This window comes from Kineosporia sp. NBRC 101677 (assembly GCF_030269265.1).
Lineage (GTDB): Bacteria > Actinomycetota > Actinomycetes > Actinomycetales > Kineosporiaceae > Kineosporia > Kineosporia rhizophila.
Genome location: NZ_BSTA01000006.1, coordinates 542,325 through 556,152 on the forward strand (window position 1 = coordinate 542,325; position 13,828 = coordinate 556,152).

The window sequence follows — 13,828 nt, forward strand, 5'->3', positions numbered from 1 at the left end:
TGTTTTGTTGATCGTGCCCTGTTGTGCTGATCGGCATGAACGACGCAGTGATCATTCCCCCGGCCGCCCTGGACCTTCTGACCAGCCAGGTGGCCGGTCCCGTAGCTACTCCTGCTGACCAGTCGTACGGCGACGAGACCTTTGCCTGGAACCTGGGTTTCCCGCAGACGCCGGCAGTGGCGGTCGGCGCCACCAATGCTGCCGACGTGCAGGCGGCCGTGCGCTTCGCCGCGATCCAGAACCTGCCGGTGGCCGTTCTGGCCACGGGGCACGGTGTGATGAGCACAGCCGACCAGGCTGTACTCATCAACGTGCGCCGGCTGAAGAGCCTGCAGATCGATCAGAGGGCCCGAACGGCGACCGTGGGGGCGGGCGTCGAGTGGCAGGAGGTGGTGTCCGCGGCCGGTGCCCTCGGCCTGGCGCCGGTCAGTGGTTCGGCCCTGAACGTGGGGGTGGTGGGTTACACCCTCGGTGGTGGCCTCAGCCCGGTGCTCGGGCGCCGCTTCGGCTGGGCGGCCGACCACGTGCGTTCGTTCGACATCGTCACTGCGGACGGCGAACTGCGCACGGTGACCGCGCAGAGCGAGCCCGACCTGTTCTGGGCCGTGCGCGGGGGCAAGTCCAACTTCGGGGTGGTCGTCTCGCTCACGTTCTCGCTGATGCCGGTGTCTCGGTTCTACGGCGGCGGCCTCTACTTCGACGCCGAGCATGCAGATGCCGTCCTGAGCGAGTTCCGCCGTCTGGCCGGTCTGGACGACGACCGCGTCAGTGTCTCCTTTGCCTTTCTGAGGCTGCCTCCGGCGCCGTTCGTCCCCGAGCCTCTGCGCGGGAAGGTCATTGCGCATCTGCGCTTTTCCCATCTGGGTACGGCCGCGGAGGGTGAGGCGCTGCTGGCACCGGTACGGGTCGCGGCGCCGGCGCTCATCGACCTGGCGCAAGAGCGTCCGTACACCGAATATGCCGTGGTACACAATGATCCGGTCGAGCCGCTGCCGGCCTACGAGCGCACCACCATGCTGACCGGATTCCCGCCAGAGGCAGCCCAGGCCTTCGTCGAGGCCGCGGGCGCAGGGGCGGACACCCCCGTCCTGGTGGCCGAGATCCGTCGCCTGGGAGGAGCTCTCGGCCGCGAGCCCGAGGTGGCCAACGCGGTCGGCCATCGAGACGCGCCGTTCACCCTGTGGTTGGGAGCAACCGCAGCTCCGGGGAATCAGGCGGCGGTCGCCGACCCTCTTGATGCGCTGCTGGATGCCCTGACCCCGTGGAAGCATCCTGGGTCGGTGCTGAACTTCCTCAGCCCGGCCGACGCAGACCCGGCGCAGATCGCGCGGGCCTATTCCCCGGCCGTTCACGAGCGGTTGCTCGAGTGCAAGCTCAAGTACGACCCGTTGAACCGGTTCCGGGTGAACCACGTCCTGATCGCCGGCTGACGGCGAGGCCGACGTGATCTCCCTCGACCCCGATGTCTCCTCCCTCGTCGACGCCTACCGCTCGTGCGAGTTCGCCACTCTCGGGCCGGACGGCACACCACTGGCCTGGCCGACCCTCACCCTGCGGCAACCGGACGGCTCGTTCGTGATCACCACCACCCTCGCCTTCGCCCAGAAGGCGGTGAACGTGCGCCGGGACGGCCGGGTGGCTCTGTTGTTCTCCGACCCGACCGGCAGTGGCCGGGACCTGCCGCCGCAGGTCCTGGTGTCCGGCTCGGCCCTCAGCCCGGAATCGGTCCTGGTCTCTCCGGAGGGTCTGGAGGCCTACTGGGCGATGGTCTTCGCCCGTCAGCCGGGCAATCGCGCATACCTGCGCGGACCCATGCGCCGGCTGATGGACTGGTACTTCGTCCGGCTTCGGATCGACGTCGAGCCGACGGCGGTCACCACGCTGCCGGCCTTCCGACCGCAGAAACGGGCCAGCATGTCAGCGACAGGCCTGGTGGGGGCCGAGGCCCTGGCCCAGGCTCCCTCGGCCGTGCTGGGGGCCCGCGACCGGTCCGGGGCGCCGGTGCTGTTCCGCGTGGAGGCCGTGGCGGACGCTCCGGCCGGTGGATACCGCGTCGACGTCCCGGCCGGTATCGAAGCCCTGGACGGGCCGGCCAGTCTGCTGATGCATCACCACGACGAACTCGTGGCCGGACAGGCCAACGCCCTGGTGCGTGGGCGCCTGGAGACAGACGGGACGGGGCGACGGCTGTTCGTGCCCGAACGGGTTGTGGAACCGATGCGGTTGCGCACCCCGCTCGACCTCCTGCGTCTGGTCAGGAAGAACAAGCAGGCCACCCGCCGCTATCGGGACCGGCGCGGGATCAGCCCGGCCCCGGTGCAGTGGGACCGGTTCCGCCACCTGGCTGGGTAAACCGTTGCTCAGGCCGGGGCGCACAGCCGATCGCTCGCGTGGTCGGCCTGCACCCGGGCCACCTCCCGCGCCCCGTCGGTGGCATGGGCCAGGCGCATCATCACGGTGCGCACGACGGGGTCGCTCAGGCGGTAGTGGTGCTCGGTGGCGCACTCTCTGAGCAGCGAGACGTCGATGCAGGCGGCCGCCGCGAAGAACACCTGGTGCACCGGAATCCGTAGGAGGTCGGCGATCCGGGCGGCGGAGTACTCCTGGTCGGGCAGCAGTCCCAGCATCCGGATGATCCGCGCCGCTTCCGGGTCCAGCACGCTGTAGGTGCGCTCGACCGGCGCCGCGAGCAGGTCGCAGTCCGCGTGGCCGGAGGAGAAGGGGTGGGCCATCTCTTCACGCATGTTCTGGGTGATGGCCGAGACGTTCCACCGGGGCAGGTCCCGTACCCGCTGGGCGAAGACCCGCACCGCGAGCGCGTACCCACCGCTGAGGGCCGCCAGCTCCCGGCAGGCCTGCGTCTCCTGGGCCACGCGCTCGGGCCCGGCGACCGCGGCGAAGAGCTCGAGGCTCTCCGAGTGGCTCAGCGGCTGCAGCCGGACCCAGGTGACGTCGGCCATGCCGTGCACCTGCCGCAGCGAGGTGAACAACAGGGCGGCTGAGGGAAGGGCCTGGCGAAGGAGCTGGAGCTGCTCGAGCGAGCTGACGTTCTCGACGACCAGCAGCAGCCGCTCGCCCGACGCGAGTGTGTTCAGCTCAGCCGCCCTGGCCTCCCGGCCGGGCAAGGCTGAGAGATCGGCCCCCATGAGCCGCAGGAGCTGTTCCAGCACCCCGTCCAGTCCTCCGGGGCCGGCCAGATCCACGTAGACCTGACCGCCGGAGAACCCCGGAGCCAGACGGTGGGCGGCCAGAACGGCCAGCGAGGAGCGGCCCGAACCGCCCATCCCCGCGATCCCCGCCACCGCGCCCGGGCCGGTCAGCGCCGACTCCAGCTCGGCCAGCGCTTGTCGGCGCCCGACGAAGTCGGCCAGGACCACGGGCAGGTAGGTCACTTGCCGCGCGGGGGGCCGCGCGGGGACGTTCTCGTCGTCCCGCAGGATCTGCTCCTGCGCCGCGTGCAGGGTCGGGCCCGGCGAGAGCCCCAGTTCCTCGCGCAAGAGATGCCGTCCGGTGTGGAACACCTCCAGCGCCTGCGCGCGCCGCCCCTGGTGGTGCAAGGCCAGCATCAGCAGCGCCCGGAGGTCTTCGTTCAGGGGGTTCTCCTGGACCAGGCCGGTGAGGTCGTCGACCTCTCGGGCGCTGGGTCCTGCTTCTCGTAAGCGGGACCGGATCAGCGCTTCGGTCGCGGCCACGCGCAGGTCGTTGAGACGCACCCGCTGGGCCTGCGCCCAAGTTCCCGGTACCCCTTCCAGGGCTGGGCCGGACCAGGCGGCCAGGGCATCGGCCAGGACGGGGATCGGGTCGGCGGCGCTGCCCGTGACCTGGTTCAGCGCGGACTGGACGTCCCAGGCATCCACCCGCAGGCCTTCGTCGCGCAGTACGTAGCCACCGGCGACCGCATCGATCCGGGCCCTGGTGCCTTCCAGGAGGCGCCGCATCCGGGAGATGTAGGTCCGCACCGTTCCCAGGGCGGTGGCCGGCGGCTCCTCGCCCCAGACCACGCGGATCAGTTCTGTGATCGAGACTGCACGGCCCCGGGCCAGCAGCAGGGCGCCCAGCACAGCCTGCTGCTGCGGCGAACCGGTTGCGATCTCCTGCCCACCACGCCACAGACGCACCGGGCCCAGAACGGCAAAGCGCAGTTCGGTGGCCTCTTCAGTCGTCACCGGAGTCCTTTCCGAACCGATCGCCTTACCGAACCCAATACTCTAGCTGACGATTCGAGAGGGCGAAGCATCCTACTGGAGAGGGACTTTCGGTCTCCTTCCGGACAGGCGGAGACGCCCCCGGCCGCAGGGCCGGGAGCGTCTTCGAGGGGGATGGATCAGGAGATGCTGGAGGCGCTCAGCGGGTTCGCCGGGGCCTTGATCTTGACCTTCGCGTTCCAGGCGGTGTAGGTGAAGCGGCCTTCCGGGTGCGTGTAGGCAGCCAGCCGGTTCGTGCCGTCAGCGGCGATCAGGATCGTGCCCTGGATGCCCCGCTCCTTCAGGCCGATCGTCTTCTTGTAGCCCTTGACCTTCTTGCCCTTGACCTTGACCAGGCCGCTCTGCGGCCCGGCCAGGGTGAAGACGTCCTGGGTGTAGGTCTTCCACGAGGCCAGCTCGAAGGCGTCGTCCAGGCCCTCGCCCCGGCCGAACTCGATCCAGCGCCCGGCCAGCTGCTCCTTAACCGACTCGTCGCCCTCGGCGATCTGCTCGAGCATGTCCTTGCCCGGCTTGAAGTAGCCCTTCTTCTTGCTGACCAGGATCAGCTTCATCGAGCCGTCACCGGGGGTGGAGAGGCTCCCGGTGGCCTTGCCCGCCTTCGTGATCCGCAGGTCCAGCTTGATGGTGCCGCCCGGGTCCTTGATCGTGGCCTGGACGCGCACCGTCTTGGCCTTCTTGGCCTTGGCGCGGGCGGCCTTGAGGATCTGGATCGGCGTCCGCGCGGCGGCCGAGTAGGCGGCGGTCTGTGCTCCGGTCGGGGCGGCAGCCTGGGCCAGGGGCGCCGAGACGTTCTGGGCGGTGATCGCCTGGGCGCTCTCGCCACCGGTCCCGGCGAGCAGTACGGCAGCGCCGAGCACGGCGGCCGCGGTGGCGGTGAAGAAGCGGGTGTGGAGAGGTCGCGAGTTGTTCGCGGACATGCGATTCCGTTCGCTGAGTTCGAAGCGTGCCGGCAGGACGCAGGAGGCACGCTGACGCGGCCCGGCATCCTCCCCGGGGCGCCGCGTCAGCTTAGAATTACCTGTGAACCGGTGCAGGCGATTTCTCGAACATTGAAGGTCCTCCTCAGGTGGCTCTCAGGTTCTGCGACCTGCGAAAGGCCCGGATCTCTCCTCCGCACGGGCCTGATCAGGGCATGCTCCTGCTTCGCCACTCGGCAGCCGCCCCTCATGCTAGGCAGTGGAGTGCCGACAAAGGGTGGGTGAGGAACAGTCTGACGGGACGGCCCCTGATGCAATTGGCGCGTTTGGTACGCGTTGGGTTTCCCGTGGCTCTCATGGTGGTCGTTGTCGTCGCCGCCGGCACTTACGTCCACAACACCACGTCGGCCTCAGGGGACAAGGCCCTTGCCGAGTTCGATGCCCGGGTCGCCGTTGCGGCAAAGTTCGTTTCTGGCACTTTGGCGGGCAACGACGCCCAGATCCGGGCCGACGCGGAACGGTACTTCGCCGGCACACAAGCGCAGATGCGGGTGAACACCCGCAACCTGGATCTGGGGACGGCGTGGTACGCCGTTCTGGACGCCGACGGCCGGATGCTTTTCGCGCACCCGAGATCCGATGTACCAGCGGAGGCCGTCCTGTCGTCTGACCCTGGTTTCGCCATATCCCAGGAGACCGGAAAAATAGCTTTCGGGAACATCGACCGCAGCAGTGACTCTTCGGGCGTTCTGGCCTATCAGCCTTTCGACGCCCTGGACGGCCCGCGCCTCATGGTGGTCCCGGTTCCTCTGGCGCAACTGGACCAGCTCTTCGCTGGAGCTATCAGCCCCGTCACGGGCTCTTCGTACGTGATCGACGGAGAGAAACAAATCATCACGTCTTCGACGACAGCTGAACCCGGCACCCCCCTGGGCGACCAGACCAGGACGGTACCGAGTGGATCGATGAGCAAGGGCGTTGTCGGCAACACGTACTTCTCGGCGCACCAGATCGCCGACAGCCGGTGGCAACTGCTCATGACAGCACCGCGTACGACACTGCTGGCTCCCGTCCAAGCGGCCAGCAGGGCGGCCTGGCAGTTGTTCGCAGCCTTCGCCGCTGCCATGCTGCTCATCCTGCTTATGGGGTTCTCAGCCCTGGGAAACGCCAACCGCCTCGCCAAGGCCCGCCTGCACGACCCACTCACGGGCCTGCCGAACCGCGCCCTTTTCATGGAACGTACCGACGCAGCGATCAACGACTGGCGGCGCAGGAGGTCGACCGACCCTCCCAGCATCGTGGGGACACTTTTCCTCGACCTTGACGGTTTCAAGCCCGTCAACGACACCTACGGCCACGCCACGGGTGACGACCTCCTGCGACAGGTCGCCCGGCGCCTTGCCGACGCAACTCGCCCTGACGACTTCGTCTGCCGTTTCGGAGGCGATGAGTTTCTCGTGCTGTGCCGCGGCGTACGTCACAGCACCGACGTACACGCGGTGGCCGAGCGGATCCGCAGTGCTCTCTCCGAACCCTTCGACCTCGACGGCCACCCGGTGACCATCGGCGTCTCGATCGGTATCGCCGTCCTCACCGAAGACAGCCCCGAAGCGGCGACCCTCATACACAACGCAGACATGGCGCTGTACCGGGCCAAGGAGAACGGCCGGGGCCGCATCGAGGTCTTTGCCTCAGCGTGATCTGATCTGTTCGCCCGCCCGTACGAACGCTTGCTCAGCCGTAACCGCCCCGATCGTGTCCCTCCAGCAGAAGACCGATCTGATGCAACGCTGCTACCTGTAACAGATCGCCGGTTACGAGCGATCGCACGAAGGAGACCCGGCGGCACGGTATCGGCCTGATCGGAGGCGGCGATGACCCGGGAACCAGAGCCCACTCCATCGAGCCGGCGACCGACCTCCAGGGCACGCGTCCGAGCCGCCCGTTCCGCCGCGGCCGCCGCGATCATCGCGGCATCCGTCCTGACCTCGCCGGACCTCTTCGGCACCGGCGTGGTCACGGCCGACCCACTCACAGCGTCGGCCGCTGCGCTCGCTCAGGACACCGACGTATGAACACCCGTCCCGCTGCACCGCAGCGACAGCTCAACCATCTCCCTGCTCGGCGCATCCAAGGCCGGCTTCGCGGTGCTGCAGCGCAGGGACCAGGATCTGCTGGCTGGGCCGCCCGATTCGCGGCTGCAGTTGTTCCCCTCGCAGTCAGGCGCCTTCCTCACCCCGGTCGGCACGCTGAACGGCGTCATGGGCTGGCGGACGAGCGCCAACCCGGCGACGGTGGGCCCGCCGTTCCGCCTGCACCGCTTCGACCTGGTCACGCGCACCGAAAGCATCACCGAAACGGCAGAGACCCCGCTCGCCCCTGACCACCGACGGATGGCTGGGGTACGCCGACGGCACGTTGACCCGCCACGGCCCCCACGGATCCAGCACGGTGCAGCTCACCGGCCTGCAACAGGCGCCGGAGGTCGCCGCCGACGCGATGGGGGCCAGGGTGACCAGTCATACGGTCAGCGCGGACGGCATGCAGACCACCTACGCCGTGGATCTCATTGATCTGGCGACCGCGAAGGTGCAGCGGATCGAGTCCTCCACCGGCACGCTCTTCGGCCCCGCTATCTCGGCGACGACGATCAGCTGGTTCAGCCCCGGCGACTTCGCAGATAACAAGCGGGAGATCCGCCTCTGGGTGCGATCCGGTGACCGGATCACGCGGTACACCGAACCGTTGTGGCCGCAGTCGGCTCTGGCGCTGGCCGACCAGCGCGTCGGCCCGATCGTTCGCCCCGGCGACAGCGACTGGTGCTTGAGAATCTTCGACGGCACGAGCGTGCGTACCGTGAAACTGACCGGCCGGAACACGGGCGTGGCCGGTGTGGGCAACCGCTTCGTCGCGGCGGTCGGCGGCCCGCTGAGGACCGCGGGGGTGTACTCGATCGACCGGACCGCCAAGCGGATAGCCACTGTTGGTGCAGAGAAGGCCTTGATTGCCTCGGCTCTCCTGAGCGCGGGGCAGCTGTGGACCGCTGACGGCTCCCGGTAGAAGCAGCCTGGAGCCGAGGTCTGGCAGCATCAGGGTCTCCGGCACAGACGAACCAATTTTTCGGACGAGCGTCAGCTCCGGTTGGGTGCCTCGGGGCGGCCGATTGCCTTCTCCGCGGGACGCTGTGCCCTGGGTGTGCCGGGCACACCGGGCGCCTACCGACTGCTGGACCGCGGCAACGCCACCCACACCGTGCAGCCGTACGGGGACGGCCGCGGCGATTCCTGGCGGCTCGAGTTCAACACCAGCAAGCCGCTGACCGCGGTCGTTCTCACCGTCCGCAACAGCACTGGACGGACCGTAGAGACTCTGAAAGGCAATGCACCGGACGGGAGCATCCGCGACGTGCGCTGGAACGGCAAGACCCAGACCGGCGGCAAGGCTGCAACGGGTACCTACACCTGGGAACTGAGCGCCAAAGCGGCTGACGGCGAAGGGAAGCTGATCGGCGTCGACGGAGGGGCGATCACCGGCCGCGTCGCCCTGAGTCGCTGAGAGCCGTCGTGAGTGGCGAGGCACCGGCGACTAGCTGGGGACGACTCGCCCGTGCGCGGCGCTGCCGAGGAAGCCGCTGGAGCACCGGACACCGAGTGACCTAAGAGATGGCCCCGGCCACTGTGGTGGCCGGGCGTTCTCGTCGGTGGGCGGGCGGGCACAACGGGTCTCCTGGCACTACCGTCCTATGCCATGTCACAACGCGTCGTCGTCACCGGAGCCGCCGGCAAGCTCGGCCGGGCCGTCATCACCGACCTGGCCACCCACGGGTGGGACGTCCTGGCCGTGGACCGGGTGAGTGTCACGGGCTGGAGCGGGGATTCGCTTCGCGCCGACCTGACCGACTACGGGCAGGTGCTGGAGATCGTCTCCGGAGCCGTGGACGAGCGCGGCCCCCGGCCCGAGGCCCTGGTCCACCTCGCCGCGGTCCCCGCCCCCGGCCTGATCCCGAACTCGGCCACGTTCGCCAACAATGCCCCCGCGACCTGGAACGTCTTCAACGCCTGCCGGGCCGCGGGCGTCCGCAAGGTGGTGTGGGCCTCCAGCGAGACCGTGCTCGGCCTGCCCTTCGACACCCCTCCCCCGTACGCGCCCGTCGACGAGGAGTACCACCCCCGCCCGGAGTCGACCTATTCGCTGGTCAAGACGCTGGAGGAGGAGATGGCCACGCAGTTCTGCCGCTGGGACCCCGAACTGTCGATGACCGGCCTGCGGTTCTCCAACGTCATGTACCCCGAGGACTACGCCGCTTTCCCGGCCTTCGACGCCGACCCGCAGTTGCGTAAGTGGAATCTGTGGGGCTACATCGACGCCCGTGACGGAGCCCAGGCCGTGCGCCGCTCGTTGGAGTACCGCACCCCGGGACGCGAGGTGTTCGTGATCGCCAATGCCGACACGGTGATGTCCCGCTCCAGCGCCTCGCTGATGGCCGAGGTCTTCCCGGACGTGGAGATCCGCAAAGAGCTGGGCGAGCACGAGACCCTGCTGAGTATCGACAAGGCACGTCGCGTACTGGGTTACGAGCCGCGGCACTCCTGGCGCGATGAGGTTTCACCGGACTGAATGTCATCACTGCGAAACCCCGCGGGGCTTCACTGCTGGTGCGCCGTGCTCGTCGGACGTTTTCCCTTGCTGGCGGGCGACGGCGGGCATCAGGATGTGGCGCATGCGGAACATTCGCAAGGCCATGGCCGAGGAGACGGTCGGCATCCTTGAGCGCGGAACCTACTCGGTGGACGGGCGAGAGGTCGACATCCGCGGGCAAGTCACCGCAGCGGTGACGGGGACGGTCCTGTACGTCCCGGACGACGCCCTGGCCGCACCGGCCGTCCCTGCACGGAAGGCCGAGGTGACGGTGACCAACGAAACCAGCCTGTCTGCAGCGCAGCAGCTCGGACATGGCGTGGCCTGCCTGAACTTCGCCTCGGCCCGCAATCCCGGCGGCGGTTTCCTCAACGGCTCTCAGGCGCAGGAGGAGAGCCTGGCCCGGAGCTCGGCCCTGTACGCCTGCCTTCGCCCCGTCGAGGGCTTCTACGGCTACCACCGCAGGCATCCAGAACTCACCTACTCCGATCGCGTCATCTACTCCCCCGATGTTCCGGTGGTGCGCGATGACGACGGCAACCTGCTGGCCAAGCCCTACCTGGTGTCGTTCCTGACCTCGGCAGCCCCGAACCGCGCGGCCCTCACCAGGCAGCAGCCCGCGCTCCTGCCCAGCGTGGCCGAGATCCTCCAACGCCGGGCCGCCCGAGTCCTGGCCGTCGCCGCCGCGCACGGTCACCGCCGGATCGTCCTGGGGGCCTGGGGGTGCGGTGTCTTCGGCAACGACCCCACTGTGGTGGCCGAGGCCTTCGCGCTCGCCCTGGATCGCGGGCCCTGGTTCGACGAGGTGGTTTTCGCCGTCCTGGACCACCACCGTGGGACACCCACCTACGCCGCCTTCGCGGACGTCTTCAGCTGATCAGACTTTCACCTCGCGTTGCCCGCCCGCAGCCAGGCGATGTAGTCGGCCGCCGCGGCGGCGGTGTCGTACTCCGGTTCGAAACCGGTGTCCTGACGAAGGCGGGTGATGTCCAGCCAGGCGGCCGGCTGCGCGCCGGCCGAGGGGAGCTCGGCGTCGAATGCGGGCTCGGCCGAACGGATCGCGGCGATGACCTCGGTGTTGCTCGTGGCCCGGCCGGAGGCCACGTTGTAGGTGGGGTGGTGGAGTTCGCCGGCCAGTTGCAGCAGGGCCAGGGCGCGGCCGGTGTCCCTGACGTACATCAGGTCCAGGGAGTCCTCGGCGTGGGCGGGCTGCGCGAGCCCGCTCAGGTCGGGCTCCCGGCGCAGGGCGGCGGCCTGGATCAGAGAGGGAGCGGCGAAGAAGGGGTCGGGCAGATGGCCACCGGGGCCCCAGGTCCCGGAGATGCGGGCGTTGACGATCTGCACGTCGGTCGTGTTCGAGAGGTGCCCGGCGACCAGCTCGGTGATCTTCTTGAAGGTCGGGATGGCGTGGGTGAACTCCAGCGACAGGGGCATGTCCTCGGTGAGGGCACCTTCGACCGGGGTGCCCATGTAGACGCCGATGGTGCTGGCGGTGACGACGCGGCGCACGCCCCAGGCCTGTGCGGCCCGCACGATGTTCAGGAACGACTCCAGCGACTGGCCGAAGGAGTCGACCGGGTCGGCGCCGTCGTTCACCCACGGCAGCGAGACGGCCAGGTGCACGATGCCGGTGATCGGGTACTTCTTGCCCACCGCGAGCAGGGCGTCGAGGTCGGAGATGTCGGCCTGGACCGTGTGCACCGGTAGGCCGGCCAGGTGCTCGGGCAGGGTGGGCTCACGCCGCTGCAGGAGGACGCACTCCTCACCGGCGTCGGTGAGGGCGCGGACGGTGTGGGAGCCGATGAAGCCGAGCCCGCCGGTCACGAGGATCATGATGGTGCCTTTCGGTTGATGTCTGATCGTCAGTGCTGCTGACGATCAGACTAGGCGTAGACTGCGGGTCATGTCCAGCGAAGCCCGCCCCGCCGCCGATCCGCACGACGTCCTGGCGTATCTGCTCAAACACGCCACCGCGAGGCTCACGGCCGCGACGGACGCCGCTCTGCAGCCGTTCGGGATCGACAGCAAAGACATCGGAGCACTGCGCGTCCTGGCCCACCAGGAGCCGAAGTCACAGCTGCAGGTGGCGCAGACGCTCGGTATCGACCGGACGACGATGGTGGCGCTGCTGGACGCCCTGGAGCGCAAGGGCGTGGTGACCCGCAGGCCCGACCCGGCCGACCGCCGGCGCAACGTCGTCGAGCTGACGCCAGAAGGCCTGAAAACGTTCGATGCCGCGTGGGCGGCGTACGCACAGGCCGAAAAGTCTTTCCTGGCAGGCCTTGACCCGAACGCATCGGCTCAGCTCCACCGCACGTTGCGCACACTGCTGGAGGGGTGAAACCCAAGGCGGTGGCCACCTGAATCGTTCAGCGCAGCCACCGCCCCGGTACGTGTCAGCGGCGAGCAGTCAGCGAGCACCCCGCCCGCTTCAGGTCCAGCGCCGAGGACTTGTTCAGGCACCCGGCGATCTGGTGTACCTGCTGACCGTAGCTGTGGCCCTCACGAACGACGACCGTCCCGTCCAGGCCCACTTCGCACGGGTTGCTCTCGGTGCAGCGCTCACCGCTGTCGTTGTGCGTGTTGTTGATTCCCAGCACGGTGCCCCCGCCCAGGGACACCAGCGGCGAACCGGAGTCGCCGGGCCTGCTGGTGCAGGCATCAGCGAGGGCGTATCGCACCGATTTGTCCTGCTGCCAGCCGGCTTCCCGCAGGTGCGGCACCACGGCCTCGACCGAGCAGGTGGGACGGGCCATCTGGTTCAGGAAGGCGAAGGAGTCACCGGCGCGCAGAGGGCGGGTGGTCAGGTCGAACACCTTCGCCCCCTCAGTGGTGAGCCGGGCGTAGGTCTTGTCCAGCCGGTACAGGGCGATGTCGGTGCCGGTCATGGTCGCGTACACCAGCCGCTCGGCGCGGGCGCTGGCCTGCGGGTATCCGGCGGCGTCGGCGATGACGACCGGTGCGTCCAGTCCGGCGGGCCGATCGACCAGGGCCTTGCCCGGCGCCGGCCGTGAACCCGCCACGCAGTGGCCGTTCGTGAGCACCAGTGCCTTGTCCTGTGGCCGGGCGGTGCGGGGGCGCACCACCGCTCCGCGGCAGTCGCCGACCGTGGCCGAGCCCTCCATGTCCGGGATGACGCTGTCGGCGGGCACATTCGTGCCGGTGATGATGCCGTTGACCCAGTCACGGTTCTTGGAGATGTCGGTGTACATGACGGGCAGGTCTGCCCCCCGGGTGCCCGGGCCGATCACCGTGCCGGCCAGGACCCAGTCGCCGTTGACGCGCATCAGGGCGGGGCCACCGGAGTCCATGTTGCCCGCGCCGACCGCCGGTTCCCTGCTGCCGATGCACAGCGGCAGGGTGTTGCCGTCCTCGTCCCAGCACTGGGCCAGGGGCACGACCTTGGTGTCGGCCTGGTGCAGCTGGCCGGGAAAGCACGTCCGGTCATTGAACTCGCCGAAGCAGGCCTCAGAGGTGGCACCCCATCCCAGGATCCGCACAGCGGTTCCGTCCGCCGGGGTACCGGTGGACAGCGTCACCGGTTTCGCCTTCACCGCATGCTTCAGGTGCAGCAGCGTCAGGTCCTCCCCGGCCGGGTCGTACCGATTGTGGCGCCGGTAGAACTTGCCCACCTCGACGAGCTCACCGCCGGTGTCGGTGCTCAACGAGCCGACCCGCACCTTCCAGCCGCGCGGCACTGCCACCGTGGCTCCGGTCGGGGTGTTGGCACAGTGCCCGGCCGTGAGCACCCACTGCGGTGCGATCAACACACCACCGCACCGGTGCCCGTCACTGCGGGGCGATTCGTACTGAACTGACGCCATGAACGAATAGGGCTGCCGGGCTTCGGTACTGCCGATGACCGCGGCTGCGGGACCGGTACTGACCAGCGCCCACCCCACGGCCATGACCATGGCCAGGCCACCCAGCACGATCGTCTGTATCCGTCTGCTCATGGCCACGGAAGCTAGCGACGGCGGGGTTTCGTCAGCGTAAGCAAGATCGCAGACGCTGACGAAACCCCAGAGCCGTCATGGCGCTCACTCAGGGGTGCGCTCAGTCGCAGCT

At 68.9% G+C, this 13,828-nt stretch carries 12 protein-coding genes; 8 read left to right on the forward strand and 4 right to left on the reverse strand.

Going from position 1 to position 13,828, the window contains the following annotated elements; all coding sequences use genetic code 11:
• The first annotated feature begins 35 nt into the window (after positions 1–35).
• Positions 36–1,430 (forward strand): FAD-binding oxidoreductase, encoded by a 1,395-nt coding sequence (locus QSK18_RS20560; RefSeq protein ID WP_285621960.1) that lies wholly within the window; start codon positions 36–38, stop codon positions 1,428–1,430.
• Positions 1,431–1,443: 13 nt separating this feature from the next.
• Complete coding sequence (locus QSK18_RS20565) at positions 1,444–2,352, forward strand: pyridoxamine 5'-phosphate oxidase family protein (protein ID WP_285621963.1); 909 nt, start codon at positions 1,444–1,446, stop codon at positions 2,350–2,352.
• Positions 2,353–2,360: 8 nt separating this feature from the next.
• Here QSK18_RS20565 and QSK18_RS20570 read toward each other — a convergent pair whose 3' ends face one another.
• Both QSK18_RS20570 and QSK18_RS20575 read right to left on the reverse strand, forming a co-directional pair.
• Positions 2,361–4,166: an AfsR/SARP family transcriptional regulator gene (locus tag QSK18_RS20570; RefSeq protein ID WP_285621966.1), complete on the reverse strand. Its 1,806-nt coding sequence runs from the start codon at positions 4,164–4,166 to the stop codon at positions 2,361–2,363.
• A gap of 158 nt (positions 4,167–4,324) precedes the next feature.
• Entirely contained in the window at positions 4,325–5,122 is a 798-nt protein-coding gene (locus QSK18_RS20575; protein WP_285621969.1) for a hypothetical protein, read from the reverse strand.
• 356 nt (positions 5,123–5,478) lie between these two features.
• On the opposite strand from QSK18_RS20575, the gene QSK18_RS20580 reads away from it, so the two are divergent.
• From QSK18_RS20580 to QSK18_RS20600, 5 genes are all read left to right on the forward strand, one after another.
• Positions 5,479–6,822 carry a GGDEF domain-containing protein gene (locus tag QSK18_RS20580; RefSeq protein ID WP_285621971.1) on the forward strand — a complete coding sequence of 448 codons (1,344 nt, stop codon included), beginning with the start codon at positions 5,479–5,481 and terminating at the stop codon, positions 6,820–6,822.
• A 751-nt stretch (positions 6,823–7,573) separates the two neighbouring features.
• Entirely contained in the window at positions 7,574–8,182 is a 609-nt protein-coding gene (locus QSK18_RS20585; protein WP_285621974.1) for a hypothetical protein, read from the forward strand.
• A gap of 135 nt (positions 8,183–8,317) precedes the next feature.
• Complete coding sequence (locus tag QSK18_RS20590; RefSeq protein WP_285621977.1) at positions 8,318–8,677, forward strand: FlgD immunoglobulin-like domain containing protein; 360 nt, start codon at positions 8,318–8,320, stop codon at positions 8,675–8,677.
• 192 nt (positions 8,678–8,869) lie between these two features.
• Positions 8,870–9,739: an NAD-dependent epimerase/dehydratase family protein gene (locus QSK18_RS20595; RefSeq protein WP_285621980.1), complete on the forward strand. Its 870-nt coding sequence runs from the start codon at positions 8,870–8,872 to the stop codon at positions 9,737–9,739.
• Positions 9,740–9,842: 103 nt separating this feature from the next.
• Positions 9,843–10,637 (forward strand): TIGR02452 family protein, encoded by a 795-nt coding sequence (locus tag QSK18_RS20600; RefSeq protein ID WP_285621983.1) that lies wholly within the window; start codon positions 9,843–9,845, stop codon positions 10,635–10,637.
• A gap of 8 nt (positions 10,638–10,645) precedes the next feature.
• On the opposite strand, the gene QSK18_RS20605 is transcribed toward QSK18_RS20600, so the two are convergent.
• Positions 10,646–11,593 (reverse strand): NAD-dependent epimerase/dehydratase family protein, encoded by a 948-nt coding sequence (locus QSK18_RS20605; RefSeq protein WP_285621986.1) that lies wholly within the window; start codon positions 11,591–11,593, stop codon positions 10,646–10,648.
• Positions 11,594–11,663: 70 nt separating this feature from the next.
• Between QSK18_RS20605 and QSK18_RS20610 the strand changes: the two genes are divergently transcribed.
• Entirely contained in the window at positions 11,664–12,101 is a 438-nt protein-coding gene (locus tag QSK18_RS20610) for a MarR family winged helix-turn-helix transcriptional regulator (RefSeq protein WP_285621989.1), read from the forward strand.
• A 55-nt stretch (positions 12,102–12,156) separates the two neighbouring features.
• Here the strand turns inward: QSK18_RS20610 and QSK18_RS20615 are convergent, their stop codons facing one another.
• Complete coding sequence (locus QSK18_RS20615; RefSeq protein ID WP_285621992.1) at positions 12,157–13,716, reverse strand: S1 family serine peptidase; 1,560 nt, start codon at positions 13,714–13,716, stop codon at positions 12,157–12,159.
• Positions 13,717–13,828: the final 112 nt, after the last annotated feature.